The 22,134-nt window shown below is 40.6% G+C and carries 20 protein-coding genes and 1 other annotated feature; all 20 genes read left to right on the top strand.

All coding sequences use genetic code 11. The features are described from left to right. Positions 1–86: 86 nt before the first annotated feature. Positions 87–1,205, top strand: coding sequence for a thiolase family protein (locus tag MHH37_RS07340; RefSeq protein WP_008404777.1), 1,119 nt, complete (start codon positions 87–89; stop codon positions 1,203–1,205). Between the two features lie 87 nt (positions 1,206–1,292). Next, positions 1,293–2,468, top strand: a complete 1,176-nt coding sequence (locus MHH37_RS07345) for an acyl-CoA dehydrogenase family protein (protein WP_342575651.1) — start codon at positions 1,293–1,295, stop codon at positions 2,466–2,468. Positions 2,469–2,536: 68 nt separating this feature from the next. Next, complete coding sequence (locus MHH37_RS07350) at positions 2,537–3,730, top strand: thiolase family protein (RefSeq protein ID WP_342575653.1); 1,194 nt, start codon at positions 2,537–2,539, stop codon at positions 3,728–3,730. A gap of 23 nt (positions 3,731–3,753) precedes the next feature. Further along, positions 3,754–5,040: an acetyl-CoA hydrolase/transferase C-terminal domain-containing protein gene (locus MHH37_RS07355; protein WP_342575655.1), complete on the top strand. Its 1,287-nt coding sequence runs from the start codon at positions 3,754–3,756 to the stop codon at positions 5,038–5,040. Positions 5,041–5,067: 27 nt separating this feature from the next. Next, positions 5,068–5,979 carry an SDR family NAD(P)-dependent oxidoreductase gene (locus MHH37_RS07360; protein WP_342575657.1) on the top strand — a complete coding sequence of 304 codons (912 nt, stop codon included), beginning with the start codon at positions 5,068–5,070 and terminating at the stop codon, positions 5,977–5,979. 36 nt (positions 5,980–6,015) lie between these two features. After that, positions 6,016–7,188 carry an acyl-CoA dehydrogenase family protein gene (locus MHH37_RS07365; RefSeq protein ID WP_342575658.1) on the top strand — a complete coding sequence of 391 codons (1,173 nt, stop codon included), beginning with the start codon at positions 6,016–6,018 and terminating at the stop codon, positions 7,186–7,188. A gap of 56 nt (positions 7,189–7,244) precedes the next feature. After that, complete coding sequence (locus MHH37_RS07370; protein ID WP_342575659.1) at positions 7,245–7,652, top strand: MaoC family dehydratase N-terminal domain-containing protein; 408 nt, start codon at positions 7,245–7,247, stop codon at positions 7,650–7,652. An 11-nt stretch (positions 7,653–7,663) separates the two neighbouring features. Further along, the gene (locus MHH37_RS07375) at positions 7,664–8,044 is read left to right on the top strand and encodes a MaoC/PaaZ C-terminal domain-containing protein (RefSeq protein WP_008404768.1); all 381 of its coding nucleotides are present in this window, start codon (positions 7,664–7,666) and stop codon (positions 8,042–8,044) included. Positions 8,045–8,178: 134 nt separating this feature from the next. Beyond that, on the top strand, positions 8,179–9,063 hold the full coding sequence (locus MHH37_RS07380; protein WP_342575660.1) for a R2-like ligand-binding oxidase: 885 nt from the start codon (positions 8,179–8,181) through the stop codon (positions 9,061–9,063). A gap of 56 nt (positions 9,064–9,119) precedes the next feature. Then, positions 9,120–10,637 carry an aldehyde dehydrogenase family protein gene (locus tag MHH37_RS07385; protein ID WP_008404766.1) on the top strand — a complete coding sequence of 506 codons (1,518 nt, stop codon included), beginning with the start codon at positions 9,120–9,122 and terminating at the stop codon, positions 10,635–10,637. A 24-nt stretch (positions 10,638–10,661) separates the two neighbouring features. Next, the gene (locus MHH37_RS07390) at positions 10,662–11,864 is read left to right on the top strand and encodes an iron-containing alcohol dehydrogenase (protein WP_342575663.1); all 1,203 of its coding nucleotides are present in this window, start codon (positions 10,662–10,664) and stop codon (positions 11,862–11,864) included. Positions 11,865–11,944: 80 nt separating this feature from the next. Beyond that, the gene (locus MHH37_RS07395) at positions 11,945–13,468 is read left to right on the top strand and encodes a long-chain-fatty-acid--CoA ligase (RefSeq protein WP_342575665.1); all 1,524 of its coding nucleotides are present in this window, start codon (positions 11,945–11,947) and stop codon (positions 13,466–13,468) included. A 141-nt stretch (positions 13,469–13,609) separates the two neighbouring features. Next, the gene (locus tag MHH37_RS07400; RefSeq protein ID WP_342575667.1) at positions 13,610–14,371 is read left to right on the top strand and encodes a 3-hydroxyacyl-CoA dehydrogenase; all 762 of its coding nucleotides are present in this window, start codon (positions 13,610–13,612) and stop codon (positions 14,369–14,371) included. Between the two features lie 12 nt (positions 14,372–14,383). Continuing rightward, the gene (locus tag MHH37_RS07405; RefSeq protein ID WP_342575668.1) at positions 14,384–15,178 is read left to right on the top strand and encodes an enoyl-CoA hydratase/isomerase family protein; all 795 of its coding nucleotides are present in this window, start codon (positions 14,384–14,386) and stop codon (positions 15,176–15,178) included. 77 nt (positions 15,179–15,255) lie between these two features. Further along, positions 15,256–16,365 carry a CaiB/BaiF CoA-transferase family protein gene (locus MHH37_RS07410; RefSeq protein WP_342575669.1) on the top strand — a complete coding sequence of 370 codons (1,110 nt, stop codon included), beginning with the start codon at positions 15,256–15,258 and terminating at the stop codon, positions 16,363–16,365. A 204-nt stretch (positions 16,366–16,569) separates the two neighbouring features. Continuing rightward, a complete protein-coding gene (gene yidC, locus MHH37_RS07415) occupies positions 16,570–17,331 on the top strand; it encodes a membrane protein insertase YidC (RefSeq protein ID WP_008404756.1) in 762 nt (253 codons plus the stop codon). Positions 17,332–17,805: 474 nt separating this feature from the next. Further along, positions 17,806–18,025 (top strand) — a binding site (T-box leader). Between the two features lie 37 nt (positions 18,026–18,062). Further along, entirely contained in the window at positions 18,063–19,742 is a 1,680-nt protein-coding gene (gene argS / locus MHH37_RS07420) for an arginine--tRNA ligase (protein WP_342575670.1), read from the top strand. A 150-nt stretch (positions 19,743–19,892) separates the two neighbouring features. Continuing rightward, positions 19,893–20,744 (top strand): alpha/beta hydrolase, encoded by an 852-nt coding sequence (locus tag MHH37_RS07425; protein ID WP_342575671.1) that lies wholly within the window; start codon positions 19,893–19,895, stop codon positions 20,742–20,744. A gap of 21 nt (positions 20,745–20,765) precedes the next feature. After that, complete coding sequence (locus tag MHH37_RS07430) at positions 20,766–21,533, top strand: hypothetical protein (RefSeq protein ID WP_342575672.1); 768 nt, start codon at positions 20,766–20,768, stop codon at positions 21,531–21,533. A gap of 21 nt (positions 21,534–21,554) precedes the next feature. Continuing rightward, entirely contained in the window at positions 21,555–22,133 is a 579-nt protein-coding gene (locus MHH37_RS07435) for a GNAT family protein (RefSeq protein WP_342575673.1), read from the top strand. The last annotated feature ends 1 nt before the right edge of the window (position 22,134 follow it).

A 22,134-nucleotide genomic window follows, 5' to 3' on the forward strand; every position in this document is an offset into this window, starting at 1 on the left:
GATTTTGGGAAAGTGAAACGATTTTAGAGTTTTTATGAGGCGATCTAAGCAATTCGCCACCCAATATACTAAGGGGGAATGAGTGTATGAGAGAAGCCGTAATCGTCGCTGCAACACGAACACCGGTAGGCAGAAGAAATGGCGTCTTAGCAGAAGTACGAGCAGATGACTTAGCTGCAGATGTACTGGAGGAGGTAGTAAGTCGAGCAGGAATTGAAAAGGCACTTGTAGAGGATGTTATTTTCGGCTGTGTTTCCCAGACATTGGAGCAAGGCGGAAATATCGCACGAATTGCCGCACTGATGGCAGGCTTTCCGATTGAAGTGCCTGGTGTAACGATTGACCGGCAATGTGGCTCGAGTTTACAGGCAGTCCATTTTGCGGCACAAGCGATTATTTCTGGCGATATGGACATTGTCATTGCGGGTGGTATTGAAAGCATGAGTCGAGTACCGATGGGATCCAATATGGAGGGTACGCGTAAAAGTGACCGTATTAAAAAATATGAGTTGATCCACCAAGGTTTATCCGCAGAGCGAATTGCAGAACAATGGCAATTAACAGAGCAGGAAATTAATGAATATTCTGTGTTGAGCCAACAACGTGCCAGTGAAGCAATCAAAGCCGGCTACTTTAACGATGAAGTTGTAGCGATTGGTGATGTGGATACCGATGAAGGCCCGAGACCCGGAACAACCGTTGAAGTTCTGCAAGGCTTAAGGAAGCTGTTTAAAGAAGACGGATTTATTTCTGCTGGAACTTCATCACAAATGAGTGATGGTGCGTCGGCTGTACTCATTATGTCCAGTGATAAGGCAGAGGAACTCGGTGTGAAACCGATGGCAAAAATCATCGCGCGTACTGTCGTAGGTTCTGACCCGACACTTATGCTGACAGGCCCAATTGAAGCGACAAAACGTGTCCTTCAAAAGGCAAACTTAACGATTGAAGAGATCGATACGTATGAAGTGAATGAAGCATTTGCTCCAGTACCAATAGTTTGGGCAAAAGAGCTGGGAGCGGATTTGTCGAAACTGAATCCGGAAGGTGGTGCAATTGCGCTAGGTCATCCACTTGGCGCAACCGGAACGAAATTATTAACTTCGATGCTTTATCGAATGGAGCGTAATAACCAACGTTACGGCCTGCTTGCGATTTGTGAAGGAATGGGCATGGCCAATGCCACAATTATTGAGAGAATTTAAATAAAGGCGATATTCATATTTTAAAGATTTGTAATCGCTTTCAATATAAAAAGGTGTTAAAAATATGATGAAGAGAGAGTGAATTCAATGAATAAAACATTGGCGAAATCTAGAAAAGAGTCCCGTACATTTTTTAATGATGATCATATTATGTTCAGGGATTCTCTTAGAAAATTTGTAGAAAAAGAAATTGATCCTTATTTTACGCAATGGGAAAACGATCGTATTGTACCGCGGGAATTATGGTTGAAGCTAGGCAGTCAAGGATTTTTATGTCCAAGCGTAGAGGAAAAGTACGGTGGGACGGGCTTAGACTTTATCTTTGATATTGTTTTGTCCGAGGAATTATCAAAAGTCGGCGGCGGCTTAAGTGGGATTGGTCTGCACAGCAATGTCGTAACACCGTATATCACTTCTTTTGGAACAGAAGAGCAGAAGATGAAATACCTTCCGAAGTTTGTAAGCGGTGAATGGATTTCAGCAATTGCGATGACAGAACCGGGTGCAGGGTCTGATTTACAAAAAATGACGACGACTGCGGTGAAAGATGGATCAGACTATATTGTAAATGGTCAAAAAACATTCATTACGAACGGAATTCTTTCCGATGTCATCATCATTGCCTGTAAAACAGATCCAAAAGCGGTACCTGCCCATAATGGGGTAAGCCTATTGATCATTGAGAGAGGGATGGAAGGTTTCTCCCGTGGAAGAAAATTAGACAAGGTTGGTATGCATAGTCAGGATACAGCAGAACTGATTTTTGAAAATGTACGAGTACCTGCAGAAAATCTTCTTGGGGAAGAAGGAAAAGGGTTCTTGTATTTAATGCAAAAATTGCAGCAAGAACGTCTGCTCACGGCAGTAGGGGCAATTACCGCTGCAAAAGATATGCTGGATCTGACGTTGCAATATGTAAAAGAGCGGGAAGCGTTTGGTAAATCAATTGGTAAATTCCAGAATACACAATTTACACTGGCGGAAATTGCGACACAAGTAAAAATCGGCCAAACATTTGTGGATGATTTGATCTTACGCCATTTAGAAGGACAGGATCTCGTGACGGAAGTATCAATGGCCAAATGGTGGACAACGGATATGGCTCGCAAAATATCAGTAGAGTGTATGCAATTACATGGCGGCTACGGCTATATGGAAGAATATAAGATTGCGAGACGATTCCGGGATATTGCCGTTACACCAATTTTCGCCGGTTCCAACGAAATTATGAAAGTCATTATTGCCAAAAATTTGGGGCTGTAATAAATCCGAAATTATTTCATCAAGTATAAACACATGATACGTAATATGAATTAATGAGGTGAGACGCAATGAAAAATGCCGTAATTATAGACTCTGTACGTACAGCAGTTGGTCGTATGGGCGAAACATTAAAAAATGTAGAGGTAGATTATCTTGCGGCAAAAGTGTTGGACGAAATTACTGTTCGTACCGGAATTGGTAAGGATAAAATCGATGAAGTCATTATCGGACAAGCAAAGCAAAGTACTGATTCGCCTAATCTAGCCCGCTTAGCCCTTTTACGTGCAGGTTTTCCGATTGAAATTACCGGCTATACAGTTCACCGGCAATGCGGTTCAGGTCTGCAGGCAATGAATAGCGGTGCTCAGCAAATCATGTGTGGGCTTTCGGATATTATTATTGCGGGTGGAGCTGAAAGCATGAGCACAGCCCCATACTATTTGCGGAATGTCCGTTACGGTTACGGTGCTGGAAACGGTGAAATTCTCGATTCGAACACGGAAAGTCAACCTCGTGCTCAGCCAATTGAAACATATGGTGCATTAACAATGGGAATGACTGCTGAAAACTTGGCTGTAAAATACGCCATTTCCCGAAGTGAACAAGATGAGTTTGCCTTAAGGAGCCAGGAGAATGCAAAAAGAGCCATCGAAACGGGATTGTTCAAGGATCAAATCGTCCCATTTGAAGTGAAGACGAAAAAAGGAACGGTCGAATTTAAAGTAGACGAACATCCGAGAGAAACAACATTCGAAAAATTATCTCAATTAAAACCGGTTTTTAAAGAAAACGGTACAGTTACTGCCGGGAATACAAGCGGTCGTAATGATGGAGCGGGTGTGATTATGCTCATGTCGGAAGAAGCGGCTGCACAGTATGATAAAAAACCTAAGGCGAAAATTATTGCGCAAGCTGTATCAGGAGTTTCACCGGAAATTATGGGAATTGGCCCTGCCCCGGCAACTAGAAAAGCATTGCAATTAGCGGATTTAACACTTGATCAAATCGGTTTAATAGAATTAAATGAAGCCTTTGCAGCTCAATCCTTGGCCGTCATCAAGGAACTTGGCATGGATATAAACCGAGTAAATGTAAATGGGGGCGCAATCGCACTTGGTCATCCGATTGGCGGCACAGGTGGTGTATTAATGACGAAGCTGCTTCATGAAATGGAAAGACGTGGAGAAAAATACGGTCTAGTTACATTCTGTATTGGCGGCGGTCTTGGTATTACAACAATTGTTGAAAATATGCAGTTGTAGATACGGAACCGGAGCTGATCACGATGAACAATACCGATTGGAAACCCCACTATACAAAAAAATGTACTACTGCTGAAAACGCAATCCAACTTATTGAATCCTCTCAAACGATATTTTTGGCACCGATGTGTAATGAACCTCAAGTACTTGTAGAAGAATTGATTCGTCAAAAGGCGCGATTACAAGAGATTTTATTATACACCATCATTTTAGGGAGTCCGTGTAAATATGCGGATCCCATATGTCATCCACACTTTAGAATTCGAACATTCTTAAATTCAACCTTATTGAAAAAAGCATACGAAAATAATAATTGTGATTACGTTCCTGTAAATTTCTCGGACATCCCTCGGTGGATCAAAGAAGAGAAAATTGATGTTGCACTTATTCAGGTTTCCCGTCCAGATGCAAACGGTTTTTGTAGTCTTGGTCTTTCGGTAGATGTTGTACAGACATTGATAAAGGAAGCGACGGTTGTAATTGCTGAAGTAAACAGCAATCTTCCTTATACATGTGGAGAAACTCTCGTCCATGTATCCCAGATCGACAAGTTTGTTCCATCTGACCGACCGTTACTCACGATTCCAAACAGTCATCCGGCTAAAGAAGAATTAGCTATCGGTAAATACGTGGCAACGCTAATCCCTGATTATGCGACGATACAAGTTGGCGTCGGTAAAATCGCTGCTAGTATTGTCCGGTCACTCCAGTCCAAAGCAGGATTAGGAGTGCATTCGGGTTCGATTTCCGATGAGATAATGCAGCTCATTAATCTTGGAGTTATTACAAATGAACGAAAAGAGATCAACCGGCATAAAACCGTTTGCACAACACTTACAGGAACAAATGATTTATATAAGTTTTGTCATCAAAATAAAAGCGTTGAACTGTATCCGGTAAGTTACACCCATAATGCAGCGATTATATCGAAAATTAGTCTTTTTTATTCAATTAACTCGGCGTTGGAAGTAAGCCTGTCCGGCCAAATCAATGCCGAGCAAGTTGAGGACTCCCATGTTGTTGCTGGGGTTGGAGGTCAAATGGATTTTATTCACGGATCAAAGCTTTCTCCAGGTGGAAGAGCAATTATTGCGCTGCCTTCTACGGCGAAAAACGGAGCGGAATCCCGGATAAAGATTCATACAAAATACGTGACGTCATTAAAGTCTGAAATCGACTACGTTGTCACAGAGTATGGTATTGCAAAACTGTTTGGAAAATCTTTAAGTGAACGGGCGCAAAGCCTAATTGCCATTGCGCATCCGAAATTCCGGGCTGCTCTTACGGAAGAATACAAACAATTAGTGTAATGAGCCAAATAAGAAAGGATGTTAACTATGTCGAATTTAAAAGATAAAGTTGCAATTGTCACAGGTTCCGGTCGAGGTATTGGACGAGATATTGCCTTACTTCTAGCGAAAGAAGGAGCAAAAGTTGTAGTCAATGATTTAGGTGGCGGATCCGATGGGCAAGGAAATGATACAAAAATTGCAGATGAAGTGGTGCAGGAAATACAGGACATTGGCGGAGATGCTGTAGCCAACTATGATTCCGTTGCTGACTATGAATCTGCTTCCAATATTATAGACACAGCATTATCACGATTTGGCCGCTTAGATATCGTCGTGAATAATGCAGGTATTTTACGTGACCGGATGTTGTTTAAAATGAGCGAAGAAGAGTGGGATACAGTAATTGCGGTTCACTTAAAGGGTTCTTTTAATATGACACGAGCGGCATCAACAATCTTTAAAGAACAAAAAAGTGGGCGTTTTATTCATTTCACCTCCACATCCGGGTTAATCGGTAATGTGGGGCAAGCCAATTATTCAGCTGCTAAATTAGGGATTGTCGGATTAAGTAAAAGTACTGCGTTAGATATGGCCCGGTATAATGTTACATCGAATGCGATTGCCCCGTTTGCATGGAGCCGATTAATCGGGACAATCCCTACAGAGACAGAGGATGAAAAAGAGCGAGTGGAAAGACTGAAACAGCTTTCACCAGCTCATATTGCGCCATTAGTTGCCTTTTTGGCATCGGATGAAGCTGCCGATATTTCCGGTCAAATATTTGGTGTACGAGGTAAGGAAATTATGGTGTTTTCTCAGCCGCGTCCGATTCGCTCGGTATTCAATGCGAAAGGCTGGTCCGTTGATAGCTTAAGTGCAATCAAAGGCTCGCTTCAATCAAGTTTTACACCGCTTGAAGCTAGTGCGCAAGTCTTCCCGTATGCCCCATTAGTATAATTGTTTGGACTGTTAAATTGGAAGGGAGAGAGAAAAATGGACTTTCAGCTACCACCCGATTTAATCGAAATGAAAAAAACAATTCGAGAGTTTATAGACAATGTGGTGGATCCACTTGCAGGAGAGATTGATCGTGAAGACCGAATACCGGAACATATTATGGAAAAGTCAAAAGAAATGGGTTTATTCGGTCTAAGTATCCCTGCAGAATACGGTGGTACAGGCATTGATATGGTCGGGAAATGTAGCCTTTTTGAAGAAATCGGCCGTACATCGAACGGTTATATGACGGTAATCGGTGCACATACAGGAATTGGATCGGTCGGGATTGTGGAATTGGGGACGGAAGAGCAAAAGCAAAAATATTTACCCCGCATGGCTTCGGGTGAAATTATTGGTGCGTTTGCTTTAACTGAAACGACTGCGGGTTCTCATGCAGCAGCTTTAAAAACAACGGCCGTTCGTAAAGGAGACAAATATATTCTGAATGGCGCGAAGCAGTATATTACAAATGCGCCGATTGCTGGGGTTTTTACAGTAATGGCTGTAACCGATCCAACTAAAGGCGCAAAAGGAATTACTTCTTTCCTTGTGGATAAAAGCGCTCCTGGTTTAATCATTGGAAAAACAGAAGAAAAAATGGGGCTTCGCGGATCCCATTCTTCTGAGATTTTCTTCGAGGATTGTGAAGTGCCGGTCGAAAATGTGCTTGGTGTAGAAGGATTAGGTTATGTCAATGCCTTAACCATTTTGGCAAATGGTCGTGCTGGGCTCGCGGCGAGAAATTTAGGCTCAGCGCAAAAGCTTTTTGAGCTATCCGTCAAATATGCGCATGAGCGTGAACAGTTCGGAAAGCCAATTTTTGAACAGCAAATCATTCAACATTACTTGGCGGAAATGGCATTGGATATCGAAACATTGAGATCCTTTACGTACCGAGTGGCATGGATGGTGGACCAGGGGATGAATGTCATCAAAGAGGCCGCGATGGCAAAACTTTTAGGTTCGGAAATTTATAATCGCATAGCAGATAAAGCTGTGCAAATTCATGGTGGCCTCGGCTATATGAAAGAGTTCCCTGTTGAAAGATATTATCGGGATGCACGTATTACGAAAATATATGAAGGCACATCTGAAATTCAAAAAAATATTATTGCTGCTCAAATTCATAAAGAATATTTAAAGAAAGCACCGCCCGTATCAATCTAGTAATATGATTTGAATTATCTGAAAATAACACAAATTAAATTGGAGGAGGTAATTTTTTGAGTACAGGGCTTAAGGAAAAAGTTGGTCTGAAGTTAGAAGCCTATACCTTTCGAGTTGAAAAAGGAAAAATCAAAGAATTGGCCCAAGCGATTGGTGATCTGAAAGAGGAGTATTTGAATGGTGAAGCGGTTCCACCTACATTCCCGACAGTAATCGACTTTTGGGGTGGTGGTGCTTCCTCGTCCGAGCTATTAAATTTAAACATGAAAAAGGTTCTCCATGGCGAGCAGGAGTATGAATATTTCAGGGAAATCGTTCCCAATGAAGAAATTACAGTACATGGGGTCATTGAAAAAGCTTATTCAAAAGCGGCGATGAACTTCTTTATCATACGAAAAGATTATTTGGATAAACATGGTGAAACGGTTTTAATCAGTCGATCCACGATTATCGAAAGGCATTAGGGGGTTATTTTATGGAAATAGGCCAGACGCTGGAACCTTTACAGAAGGAAGAAATAACGCATACGCAGCTCGTTCGATATGCAGGTGCATCCGGAGACTTCAATCCGATCCATACCGTTGTCCCATTTGCAGAGGCAGCGGGTTTAGGCGGGGTCATTGCACATGGCATGTTGGTTATGGGCTTTGTCGGGCAAGCAATTGGGCAATGGTTTGAAGTAAAGAACCTGAAGAAATTCACAACGAGATTTAAAGCAATGACAAGACCAGGAGAAAGAATAACTATACAAGGCCGTGTTGTCGATGAAAATGAAACTTGCTGGATTTGTGAGGCAGAAGCAGTTAATGAATCTGCTGAAGTAAAGGTGAAAGCATTTTTTGAAATAAAAAAATAATTGCTTTCAACGTTGTTCTAGAGAGATGACTCGTTACGTAAAATTTGTGATGTTGACTGCAATATTTACAGGAGAATCTCTTTTATCATTACGCAGTTATGGAGTAACAAACAAAATTTAAGGAGGAGCTCGCAATGAGAGAATACGTCACGACTAAACAGGAAATCAACAAAAATTCACTACCGTATAATTTGTATCAAAAGGCAAAAAAGTTCGGAATCTGGAATCCGGTAGATATCGACTTTACGCAAGATAAAGAAGATTGGAAGAAATTAAATGAAGAACAGCAATTAGAGGTGCTTACTCAGTTTGCCCAATTTATTGGCGGTGAAGAAGCGGTCACACAAGATATTTTACCGATGATTATGGCGGTTTCTAAAAAGGGATGGTTCGAAGAGGAATCTTATTTAACAACTTTCCTTTTTGAAGAAGCGAAACATGCTGAATTTTTCAGTCTGTTCCTGGAAGAAATCGGCGTAAAGGATGATTTGACTCATTTACTGACACCAGGCTACCGGAAGCTATTTGATGAAACGCTGCCAGCAGTGATGAGCAGATTGATTGAAGATCAGTCACCGGAAGCAATGATAGATGCTGCGGTTACTTATAATATTTTTGCAGAAGGTGTTTTGGCTGAAACAGGTTACTGGTTCTTCCATGAAGCACTATCAAGCGCAAATTTGTTCCCGGGATTTATATCAGGAATTCGAAACGTTAAGCGTGACGAAGGACGTCATATAGGTTTTGGTACATTCCTTATTCAGCGCCTAATTAGCGAGAATCCTGAACTGGAGCTGTTTGAACGCGTACAGCAAAGACTGCAGGAGCTGTTACCGATTGCGATGATGTTAACAGAAGGGAAAGAAGACAAACAAGTAACAAGTCTTGGAATTGAACGAGGAAAATCGATGGAATTTGCCATGAAGCAATTACAGGCACGTCTGACAGTGCTTTCCCGAGCTAAAGGAAAGACGTTAGAAGAAATCTATAATACGGACATTGCTTTAGAAGAAGTATAGGAAGTATTCATTCAGACGCTGTAATAAACAGTTTGCTATTTAGAGGGGGATGAAGGATGACGACAGACGTACAAGTTAAAATCTTTCCGCAGTTTATCAATGGTGAATGGACACCACCTGCTTCAGGTGAATTTTTTGATGTGATCAATCCGGCTACTTCAGAAGTCGTAGCGAAAGTTTCAAAAGGAAATCAGGACGATGTGAATAATGCGGTTCAAAATGCGAAAGAAGTTTTTGAATCAGGTGTCTGGTCAGGAAAAACGCAGGCAGAACGTGCACAGATCATGATGCAATTTGCGGGGAAAATCAGACAGCATGCGCAGGAAATCATTTTCTTAGAAGGGATTAGTACGGGGGCGACACTACGTAAATTGGGTGGCGCAGATATTCGGCAGTTAGTGCTTTCTCTTACTCAAACAGCGGATTTATCGCTGAAATATGAGGCAGTAACAGCTCTTCCGGTCAACGAACAATTAGGTGCAAATCGTAGTCTGCTTGTTCGTGAACCACTCGGAGTAGTAGCGGCGATTACACCATTTAACTTCCCGTTAGTTTTAGCGATGTGGAAAATCGCACCGGCAATTGCGATGGGGAACTCCATCATTATTAAGCCGGCTTCCAATACACCATTAGGTACATTGAAGCTTGCACAATTAGCAGTTGAAGCAGGTATTCCACCAGGGGTTATTAATGTCGTAACAGGTCCTGGAGCTGAAGTGGGCGATGCACTTGTTACACATCCAGATGTATCGAAAGTGGCGTTTACTGGATCTACAGAAGTAGGCAGAAAAATTATGGCACAAGCTGCAGGTACAGTTAAGAAAGTTACGCTTGAACTTGGAGGAAAGGCGCCTGCGATCGTGCTTCCTGATGTAAATCTCGAAGTGGCTATCCCAGGAATTCTGCTCGGCGTATTTTTCCATTCAGGACAAGTATGTGAAGCGAGTACACGTCTCATCGTACATGAATCCATTTATGACATTGTCGTGCAACAACTAGTTGAGACAACGAAGAAAATAAAACTTGGACAGCCGCTTGATATGACGACTGGAATGGGACCGGTCATCTCGGAAACACAGATGAATAAAATCCTTGACTATATTCAGTCTGGTATTGATGAGGGAGCAAAACTTGTATGTGGGGGTAAACGTGCAGCAGGTCCAGGGCTGGAGAACGGGTATTTCATCGAGCCGACGATTTTCGCAGATGTGACGAACGATATGAAGATTGCGAGAGAAGAAATCTTTGGGCCGGTATTATGCGTGATTAAATATTCAACAGAAGAAGAAGCAATCGCCATCGCAAATGATACGGAATATGGATTAACAGGCGGTGTTTGGGGTCGTGATGTGACGAAAGCAAATGAAATTGCTACGAAAATCAATGCCGGAACAATCTGGATCAATGACTGGCATATTTTCCGTACAGATGCTCCATTCGGTGGCTATAAGCAAAGTGGCTTAGGTCGTGAACAGGGAGCTCAAGTGTTTGATGACTACACAGAGCTTAAAAATATTTGCACTTCACTTACGACGGAAAATGCACAGCGCCCAGCTTTAGGACTAATCTTTTAATCGAAAAATGAATGGAGAGATACGATGAAAACGACTTCCTATTTTGAATTCACACATCGCCCTGAAATCCGAAGTGGTGCAGGTTCACATATTTTAGTACCCGATCTAATCCAAGGTTTAGGTGGAAAGCGCCCTGTTCTATTTTCTGATAAAGGATTGACGAATGCAGGCTTAACACAAAAAATCAAAAGCTTATTTGATATGGTTCCTGGCATAAAGCTCGCTGGCGTATTTGATGATATTCAGCAAGATGCGAAATCGAGCAATATTAACAGAGGCTTGAAATATTTTAAAGAATGTAATGGCGACTCCATTATTGCAATTGGCGGTGGGAGTGTTATTGATACAGCTAAAACTGTCAAATGGGCTCTTTACAATGGTGTTAACGAAGTTGAGTATATTTTAACAGGGAACGTTTTAGAAGTTTGGCCGGATGCAAAGCCGTTCGGTATTCCGCATATTTCAATTCCTACTACAGCTGGAACGGGTTCTGAAATCTCCAGTATTTCAGTAGTATTCAATGAAATGCTGAACCTGAAGTGCAATTTAATGAATCCGTATTTGAGTTCTGATATTGCGGTATTAGATCCTGACTTAACTGTTGGTTTACCGCCAAGAGTAACAGCGTTTACTGGTATGGATGCACTGACACATGCTGTAGAAGGATTTTTCTCAACAAAATCAACGAATTTCTCGGATGCATTTGCACTGCATGCCGCAAAAATCATTGTCGAAAATTTGACTACGGCTGTACGTGATGGGAAAAATGTGGCTGCACGTGCGAATATGCTACAAGCAAGTGCAATGGCTATTACAAGTTTCCAATCGGCGATGGCCAATATCCCAATCCACAATATAGCCCATACGTATGGCGCGAAATACGGCATTCCACATGGGCTGGCAAATGCAGTTCTCATGCCGAGTGTAATGAAAAATATGCCGAGCATGTATTTACCGAAAGTGAATGCATTTGCACCTGCACTGGGAATTATTCCAAACGCAGAAAATCCGCAAGAAACATTGGAAGAGTGCATCAATGTAATTGTTGACTTAAGAAATACAGTCAATCTACCGGACAGCTTCAACGAGTTTAATATTGATGCGGCAGATATTCCGCAACTTGTCCCAGCCGTACAAAATGACCCGTCATCATTAAGCTTCCGTATTCCTGATGACATCATTGTAAACGTTTCTAAAGAAGTAATCAGTTCTAAAGTAAGTATTTAATTAAAAGCAATTGCTCTTCATCAGGAAAGGGGGGTCCTCCTTTCCTTTGATCGAAAATTTGAAAGTAGGAGGTTACTATTATGAATATTGTTGAATTGCTTACTTCAACAACTTCCCGTTTGCCAGATCAACCTGTCATCCACTTCAAAAGAGCTCTACTTACTTATAAAGAATTACAAGATAAAGTTTACAATATCGCTGCAGGATTGAAAGATCAGGGTGTCACAAAAGGTGCGAATGTGGCATTAATGATGACAAATCGTCCGGAATATATTATTACGTATTTTGCTATTTTAGCAAATGGAGGTACGGTCGTTCCGATCAACCCTACATTTAAAGAGCAGGAAGTAACATATATCGTAAACGATTCGGAAGTTGAATTGTTGATTATTGAAGATACGGCGAAACCGGTTATCGAAAACGCAATGGATCAATTCAAAACAGTCAAAACAATTATTAATTACGGTGATCATGTAGATGAACGATATTTATCATGGAATCAGCTAGATACATCTGCCTCTATTTCAGAAATTGTCCCCCTTCATGAATCTGACGTCGCACAAATCATCTATACTTCCGGTACAACCGGTAATCCGAAAGGCGCCATGATAACACACGGTAATTTAAACTGGATGGCGATTACAGCAGCCGTATACAACCAGTTAGTTCCAAGTGATCGTGTCCTATGTGTATTACCATTGTTCCATGCTTATGCAAAACTTCAAGGCTTCCTGGCACCGATAGCTCATGGATGTGCAATCTATTTGGAAGAACGGTTCCACCCGGTTGAAACATTAAAAGCGATTGCCGAACATGAAATTACAATATTTTTAGGTGTGCCGACAATGTATGCCTTTTTTGCACAGGTTCCTCATTTAGTAGAGCAACTGGACTTCTCAAAATTACGGACAGCTGGTTCAGGTGGGGCAAGTTTACCAGCGGAGCTATTGCATAAGACGAATGAATCGTTCGGTGTCAGTATTTCTGAAGGATACGGTTTAACCGAAAGTACGGTCATGCTGATGGCAACACACAGAAGCTTACCGAAAAAAGTCAATTCAGTCGGGATGCCATTACCGGGAATCGATTTGAGACTGGTAGATCCGGAAGGCAATGAAGTAGCTAATCATGAAGTAGGCGAAATCTTATTTAGAGGGCCGAATATGATGAAAGGGTACTACAAGAAGTCGGACGAGACCGCAAATACGATCAGGGACGGCTGGTTGTATACAGGAGACTTGGCGTACCGTGATGAAGAAGGCTATCACTTTATCGTTGACCGTAAAAAGGACATCATTATTCGTGGCGGGTTTAATATTTACCCTCGTGAAATAGAGGAACTGCTATATCAGCACCCGGCTGTCGTAGAATGCTCTGTAATCGGCAGACCGGACCCAGTATTCGGTGAAAAAACGGTAGCGTATGTCGTATCGAAAGACACCGAGCTAATAGAGGATGATGTTCGTGAATACTGCAAAGCGAAACTTGCCGAATACAAAGTGCCGGATTATATAATTTTCATTGAAGAAATTCCAAAGTCCGGAACAGGTAAAATTCTGAAGACCGCTTTGAAAGACTTAGACAAAAACGCACTGCCTAAATAAGAAGCGTCGGCTGGTCGGAGTTCATAAACTTCAGTACATGAACTAGAACGCAGATTATGTCGTTATGGACGAGCCGCTTATTGCGTAGCCCTAAATGACAAATAGGTTAATGATTGAACAGGAATAAGGAGGGGTTAATAGATGAATTTTGACCAAAAAGCAATTATCGTGACGGGTGGAGGATCAGGTTTAGGTGAAGCAACTGCACGAAAGATTGCATCTGCTGGAGGCTATCCTATCATATTGGACTTAAATGAAGAAAAGGGGCAAGCGATAGCCGATGAATTGAATGGTTTATTTTTTAAAACGAATGTTGTGAAGGAAGAAGACGTACAGGCAGCAATTAATGGTGCAGTGGAAAGATTCGGTTCGATCCAAGGTGTTGTGAATTGTGCAGGCCTTGGTACTTCAACTCGTGTAGTGGGCAGAAAAGGTGTATTCCCATTAGATGAATTTAATTATATTATCCAAGTTAATTTAGTTGGGACATTTAATGTCATCCGTTTAGCTGCAGCTGCCATGATGACAAATGAACCGAATGAACACGGGGAACGCGGGGTTATTGTGAATACAGCTTCTGTCGCGGCGTTCGATGGACAAATCGGTCAGGCTGCCTATTCTGCATCCAAAAGTGGAATTGTAGGAATGACATTGCCAATCGCAAGGGACTTGGCTAGCTATGGCATCCGCGTTATGACAATTGCACCGGGAATTTTCGATACACCTTTAATGAACAGTGCGCCTCAAGCAGTTAAGGAAGCGTTAGGAAAACAAATTCCATTCCCGTCCCGTTTAGGGGAAGCGGATGAATATGCCCATTTAGTAACGGCCATTTTTGAAAATCCAATGTTAAATGGTGAAACGATTCGACTCGATGGAGCGATTCGCATGGCCCCAAGATAAGGAGGATAACGGATGAACCTTGAAACAATGACGATAGAGAAGCTTGACTACGGTGTACATGTTGTAACAATTAATAATCCGCCTGCCAATACATTAAATGCAGGAATTCAGCAGGACTTAGTGCAACTGATTGAGGAAGTCGAAAAAAATCCGGCAATCCGGGCCATTGTGTTCAAATCGGCCAACCCGAAAATCTTTATTGCAGGTGCAGATCTGGGTGCAATGGGCAGCTCTGATGGAAACGTGGATTTTGCTGAAAGTTCAAAACATGTGCAGGGTATTTTCAACCGGTTGGAAGCATTGCGGGTACCGACTATTGTCGCAATTAATGGTCATGCATTAGGCGGTGGCTGTGAATTCGTACTTGCATGCGATTTCCGTATAATGGGTGGCGGCACAATCGGATTAACGGAAGCATCATTGGGATTATTGCCTGGTGCTGGCGGTACACAGCGTATGACGAGATTAGTAGGCGGAGCAAAAGCGCGCGAATTAATGTATTTAAGCAAACGTTTAAAAGCAGAGGAAGCAGCAGCAATCGGCTTAATTACAGAAGCCGCAGCTCCGGAAGAAGTGGAAGAAAAAGCAATCGCATTTGCAACATCGCTTGCTCAAAGTGCCATTGGAGCAATCGGCCTCATTAAAAAGAGTATTTTAGCCGCGGAAGAATTGCCGTTAGAAAAAGGGTTATTAGTAGAACGGGAAGCCTTCGCGAAAACATTTACAACAGGGGAAGTAAATGAAGGCATCCGCGCATTCTTTGAAAAGCGCCCTCCAAATTTTTTGAAGCCAGTCACAAATCAATAAATGGAACATTTGGGGGCCGTGTTGAAAGTTCAGCTTTCAGTACGGTCTTTAATTTAATATGGAAGGATGAAAGATTTATGCTGTTAAAAGGATTAAAAGTGCTGGATTTCTCCACATTATTGCCAGGCCCGTTTGCAACGATGATGCTGGCGGATCTTGGAGCGGAAGTTGTACATGTTACCAAACCGGTAGAAGAAGGGAAGCAATGGGGGCCGAATGATTATTTGCAACGCTCTAAAAAGTCGCTGGCGGTCGATTTGAAGTCTCCGGAAGTAGTCAAATCGCTAAAGGAGCTTTTAAAGGAGCAGCAATATGATATTGTAGTTGAGCAGTTCCGGCCTGGCGTGATGGCGCGCCTTGGTCTCGATTATGAAACGCTTAGAACAATCAATCCTGGCTTAATTTACTGTTCCATTACAGGCTATGGTCAAACAGGTCTATATCGTGAGCGTGGCGGGCATGATATTAATTATATATCCTTGTCGGGAGTGCAAGGCTACTCCGGCACGAAAGAAAATGGCCCGGCAAATATAGGTTTTCAGGTGGCCGACTTGGCAGGTGGATCAATGCATGCAGTAATCGGTATTTTATCGGCTGTCATTTATCGGGATAAAACGGGGGTAGGGCAGCATCTTGATATTAGTATGACGGACTGCGCATTAACGCTAAATGCCTTGTTTGCCCATGATTATTTAGCAGAAGGAAAACCGCTGCCACGTGAAGAGCTGATCTTAAACGGCGGCTCCTTATATGGTTATTATGAAACGCTGGATGGTCGGTACCTTTCTGTCGGCAGTCTTGAACCGAAATTCAGACAGCAGTTATGTCAGGCAATCGGTCATCCGGATTTACTTCCATTAGCGATGAGTAATAAACCGGAAGATATTGCAAAGATGAAAGAACAGCTGCAAAGTATTTTCCTGCAAAAGACGCTTGATGAATGGCAATCTATTTTCTTCGAAGTGGATGCTTGTGTTGAACCGGTATTGACCTTTGAAGAAACGGTTGCACACCCGCTTTTCCAGGACCGGGATATGTTTGTGGAAATAGCAAAGCCGGATGGAACAACCCAAAAACAAATTGCATGTCCGATTAAGTCCAATCTCTTCAAAGCTTCGTATGGGACAGTCGGAGTACATGCAGGAACACATAACAATGAAATTTTAGGAAGCCTGTTAAAAAAGTAGGGAATGCGATACGGATGAATACATGTATAAATATGTCTCCAAAACCGCATAACACCGGAGATCTGGGAGTGCAAGTGTAAAAAATATTAATTTTTATTGTGTTCATATTAAAAATACTTAATATTTATAAGAGTAATTACTGTTCTTTTTTTGAAAAATATTTTAAGATATAAACGAATTACAAGATTGTTGAGCAGGTGAACTATGAAAAACTTAAAACTTAGTGTTTTCCTTCTAACCGTTCCACTTTTACTGGCAGGTTGTGAGAGTGTTGAGAACAAAGAAGGCTTCTTCTATTCAACATTTGTACGTCCGATGGATTGGACACTAAACACATTTGGTGAATTATTTAACGGCAGCTATGGTTTGGCTATTATTGCTATTATTTTAATTATTCGTCTCGTACTAATGCCGTTTATGCTTAAAACTTACCGCAGTCAAGCTACAATGAAAGTGAAAATGGATTTTGTCCGCCCGCAAATGGAGGATATCCAGACACGTTTAAAAGCAGCAAAAACTCCGGAAGAAAGAATGACAGTTCAGCAGGAAATGATGTCGCTCTACAAAGAACATAATATTAATCCGTTAAATATGGGCTGCCTGCCAGCGCTTATACAAATGCCGATTATTATGGGCTTATACTATGCGATTTTATATTCAGCTGAAATTAAAACACATTCATTCCTATGGTTTGACCTTGGCTCTACAGATATTTGGATGACTGCAATCGCAGGTGTCGTTTATTTTGTACAAGCGAAAGTCTCGCTTCAAACCGTACCAGAAGCTCAGAAGAATCAAATGAAACTGATGATTTACGTATCGCCGATTATGATTGTCATTATTTCATTGTCTTCGATGGCTGCACTCCCACTGTACTGGGCAGTCGGAGGGTTATTCTTAATTGTCCAAACCTATATTGGACGCAAATTTTTCTCAAGCATCCCTGAAACTAAGGGAAATGAATAAATATAAGTTATGCCGCTGCTAAAGGCTTACTGAACTAAAACTACTGAGACAATGATTTCAGTAGTTTTTTTATGCGTTGCGATCAGAGTGAATTTATTTTCTAATAAACTTGAGAATTGTTCTAATATATTTTAAAAGCTTCTAATAAAAACCTCATTTTCTAATATATTTGTCAGTTGTTCAAATAAGTGGTCAAGATTGTCGGATAAAGCGTCCAGTTGTTCTAATATGTCATAAGCATCTTCTAATAAACGTATCAACTGTTCTAATAAAGGCAATTCCAGGTATCTGAAAGCCCCCTTAGTAACGGGAAAACTTAGCATACTGCCTATATTTGCGGTAATTTTCTAAAATATAGTCGCTATTGACTAATATCCACTTCAGATTATCTAATAACAACGGTTATTTAGTAATTAAATTTGCATACAATTTATATTGACTTTGATTATCCTTAATGGATATAATTCAGTAAATTTAAATTCGATGAAAAAGACAGTAATTTACAATTGTTTTGGTAAGCGAGCTGGGGATTGGTGAGAGCCTGGTGCAAAATATGTAAATGAAGCGCACTTTGGAGAAGCAGTCTGAATATAAGTAGGACCTGCCGGGGAGTCACCTCGTTATTAATGGAAAGTGGTCACAATTTGTGGCAACTAGAGTGGTACCACGGGAATTCGAAGCTCTCGTCTCTATTTTTGAGACGGGGGCTTTTTATATTGGGAGGAGATAATATGTATAAAAAAATCGCATCAATAATTCAAGATGCTTTGCCGCACAAAATAATAACAAATACCGAAATTGAACAGCTATTAGAAAAGCCAAAGTATCAGCATTTAGGGGATATAGCTTTCCCATGCTTTACGCTTGCTAAATCATTAAAGAAAGCCCCAGACGTTATCGCTCTGGAAATAGGCGACAATATTAAAAGTGATTTTATTCAGGAAGTTTATGTTGTTGGAGGTTATATAAATTTATTTTTAAATAAGTTACAGGTGACAAGAGACGTCATGGCCAAAATTATGATCGCTCACGAATCATATGGACAACAAGAAATACAGCAGAAGAATATCGTGATTGATTTTTCATCACCGAATATTGCAAAGCCATTCTCAATGGGGCATCTTCGATCTACGGTCATTGGAAATGCTCTTGCAAATATTGCAGAAAAGAACGGATACAATGTCATTCGGGTAAATCATCTTGGCGACTGGGGTACCCAATTCGGTAAATTGATTGTGGCATTCCAAATGTGGGGAGAAAAAGAACGTGTTCAACAATCACCTATTGAAGAACTTTTGAAGCTATACGTGAAGTTCCATGATGAGGCAGAGACAAATGAATCATTAAATGAGGAAGCAAGATCGGCATTTAAAGCGCTCGAAGATAATGATCCGCAGGCAAGGGCATTATGGACCTGGTTTAAAAGTGCCTCCTTACAAGAATTTAAGCAAATCTACGAGCAGCTTCATATTCAGTTTGATACGTATGAAGGGGAAGCTTTTTATAATGACAAAATGCAGCCTGTTGTTGATGAATTAAAAAAGAAGCAATTACTCACAGAGTCGGATGGTGCAAATGTTGTTGAGCTTGAAGATATGCCACCTTGTTTAATAACAAAACAGGATGGTGCAACATTATATGCTACCCGTGACTTAGCTGCAGCCTTTTATAGACAGGCGCAATATGAACCAACCCAAGTTTTCTATGTGGTAGGGAATGAGCAAACACTGCATTTCAAACAAGTATTTCAAGTTATCTCAAAAATGGGCTATCCATGGTCGGGAAATCTGAAACATGTACCATTTGGAATGATGTTGAAAGATGGGAAAAAGATGTCCACACGTAAAGGGAGAGTCATTTTATTGAAGGATGTATTAAAAGAAGCAGTGGAAACAGCGTCGAGAAATATAGAGGAAAAAAATCCGACGTTAAATAATAAACACAATGTTGCTGACCAAGTAGGGATTGGCGCGGTAATATTTAATGATTTAAAAAACTTCCGCTTAAACGATATTGAATTTTCATTACCTCAAATGTTGAATTTTGAAGGTGAAACAGGTCCTTATGTACAATACACGCACGCCCGTATCCATTCCATTTTAGAAAAAGCAAAGTTTACAGCAAGTAATGAAGTAACGGTGAAGGAATTAGAGAATTCAGCTTGGGAAGTTATTAAGCTGCTGCAACAATATCCTCAAGTAATTACAGATAGTTTCGAACAAGTAGATCCTTCCTTAATTGCAAAATATGTGTTGCAATTAGCGCGGATGTTCAATAAATATTATGCAAATACAAAGATTTTAGTGGAAGATGAACAGCTGGAAAGTCGTTTACAGTTATGTTTTGCAGTAGCAACCGTTTTAAAGGATGGTTTGAAGTTATTAGGAATAAAATCACCGGAAAGTATGTAAAGAATTAAATTTTCTTTGAACGACTTAAAAGTCCTCAATAGTATTTAATCGATGTTTAAATATAAAGATGAAAATATTAAATACTCATTGTATCCCCAGACCAACTATGCGAAAATTTATTAGAATATTGGAAAAATAAGGGGTGGGACTATGTGGGAACAGCAGCTAATTGAAACGAAGCGTGGAATTTTTGAAGTTTTTACAAAAGGCGAAGGGAATCCGGTCTGTGTAACGCATTTATACAGTGAATTTAACGAAAACGGAAATCGCTTTGCGGAAATGTTTGTCCCGTACTATAAGGTGTATTTAGTGAACTTACGTGGCTGTGGAAAATCAACGGATGATGTGTCTGTTTTTAAGTATGGCATGCACGATAGCGTAGAGGATCTGGAAGCAATACGTTTAGCATTGGGTTATGACATATGGGGATTTGCCGGGCATTCAACAGGCGGGATGCTGGCATTAAACTATGCTATTTTGCATCCGGAAAGTGTAGAATTTCTCGTAGCTGGCGGTCTTTGTGCTTCTGCAGAATATATGCATCATCCCGCAAGTATTTACTGCAAGGAAAATCCGAACAATAAAAGAATTCTTGAGATTTTAGCGATGCTTCGAGATCCATCTTCAACGGTCGAACAAAGAAGAGCGGGTTCTAAAGAATGGGCGCTTATGTCGTTATATAAAGAACAAAACTATGACAATATGATAAGTCGTCCGAACAGCGGAAAAACAGTTTCGAAAAGACTGGATTATTTTTCATATAAAGAGCTGCCCAACTTCGATTTGCGACCACAATTACCGACTGTGAAAACAAGAGCTTATATATACGGTGGTTTATACGATGCGCAATGTCCATATGAATTTGCAGTGGAAGCAGCAGATTTACTGGCGAATGCGACATTGACGACATTTGCAGAAAGTAACCACCACCCGGTTATTGAAGAAGAAAAAAAGTTCTCGGAATTTGTGCGCAACCTATCTCAACTGCAATCCATCCGATAGTGAATATAGGAGTCATGCTAAATGTATACAAAGAGCGAAAGAGAAAATTATTTTCGAAATGTAGTATCTAAGATCAAAGGAATCCAGGATGTGGAAGGAATTATCCAGTTAGGCTCTGGAACTATTGGCTACAGTGATCAATACTCTGATATTGATTTAATGATAGCAACGACAGAACAGGTAAGTTTGGCAAAAGATTTCATTAAAGCTGAGCTACAAAGGATGGGTGCCTTTTATATAAAGGAAGGAAAGTTCAGCGATGAGATTTTTTTACTTATACCTTTCTTTGAAAATGGACTAGAAATGAATTTATCTGTATTATCAACCACTCAACTGAATGTAAAATCCCCTTTATGGAAACTTGTTTTTGATCGTAATGGTGGAGTTCAGTCAAAAATGATTGAAGAAAATGAAAATTTTTTACAGCAAGATCAGCCTTATATGAAAAAGTTCAATATTACATTTGAATATGCCTATCATTTGAGAAAATTGCGTATTGAAGTTCGACGCGGGAATTTAATATATGCGATGAAGATGCTTGAAGTATTGCGGGAGTTTACGTTAACAGTCCAAATATTAAATGAACAAAAAAAGCTTCATCAATTTAAAGCCTATCATACATTAGAGAAAGATTTTGTAACGCAATTAATGGGTAGTTATCCGACATTAGTAGGCACTACAGCGATTGAGCAGGCTGCTTATAGAGTAACCGAACTTTTTAAAAGTACAGTAATGAAAAATGCAATGTTCGATTATGACGAACAATTATTTAAAATCACCGAAATTTGAATAAGTGAAAAGGAGAAATATATGGAAGAAATAATAGTAGAAAACGACATCGTCAAATTAAGACCGGTCCAAATGAGCGATATTGAAGCTATTGCAAATGCTGCGAATGACGAGCGGATTTGGGAGCATATGTCGGTAACATTGCTTACGCAGGAAGCAGTTGAGAACTATATCGAAAATGCGATTAAAGAAAGAGAAAAAGGCATTTCGTATATGTTTGCGGTGATCGAGAAAAAAACGGATAACATTGTAGGCTGTACATCTTTTCTTGATATTTCATTTCCCCATAAACGGTTGGAAATAGGGGCTACGTGGTATAACCCGACTGTTTGGCGTTCAGCGATTAATACAAATTGTAAGTTTTTATTATTCCAATACTGTTTTGAAGTACTTAATTTAAATCGTATTCAAATTAAAACAGGACACGAAAATTACCGTTCACAAAAAGCCATTGAACGCATTGGTGCAGTAAAAGAAGGTGTTTTACGCAATCATATGATTCGAAAAGAAGGAACAATTCGTCATACCATTATGTATAGTGTCATTGTGGAAGATTGGGAAAAACTAAAAACCAGGTTCATTGATGGTTTGTTAAAATAAA

This window comes from Solibacillus sp. FSL K6-1781, assembly GCF_038630735.1.
GTDB classification, from domain to species: Bacteria; Bacillota; Bacilli; order Bacillales_A; family Planococcaceae; genus Solibacillus; species Solibacillus silvestris.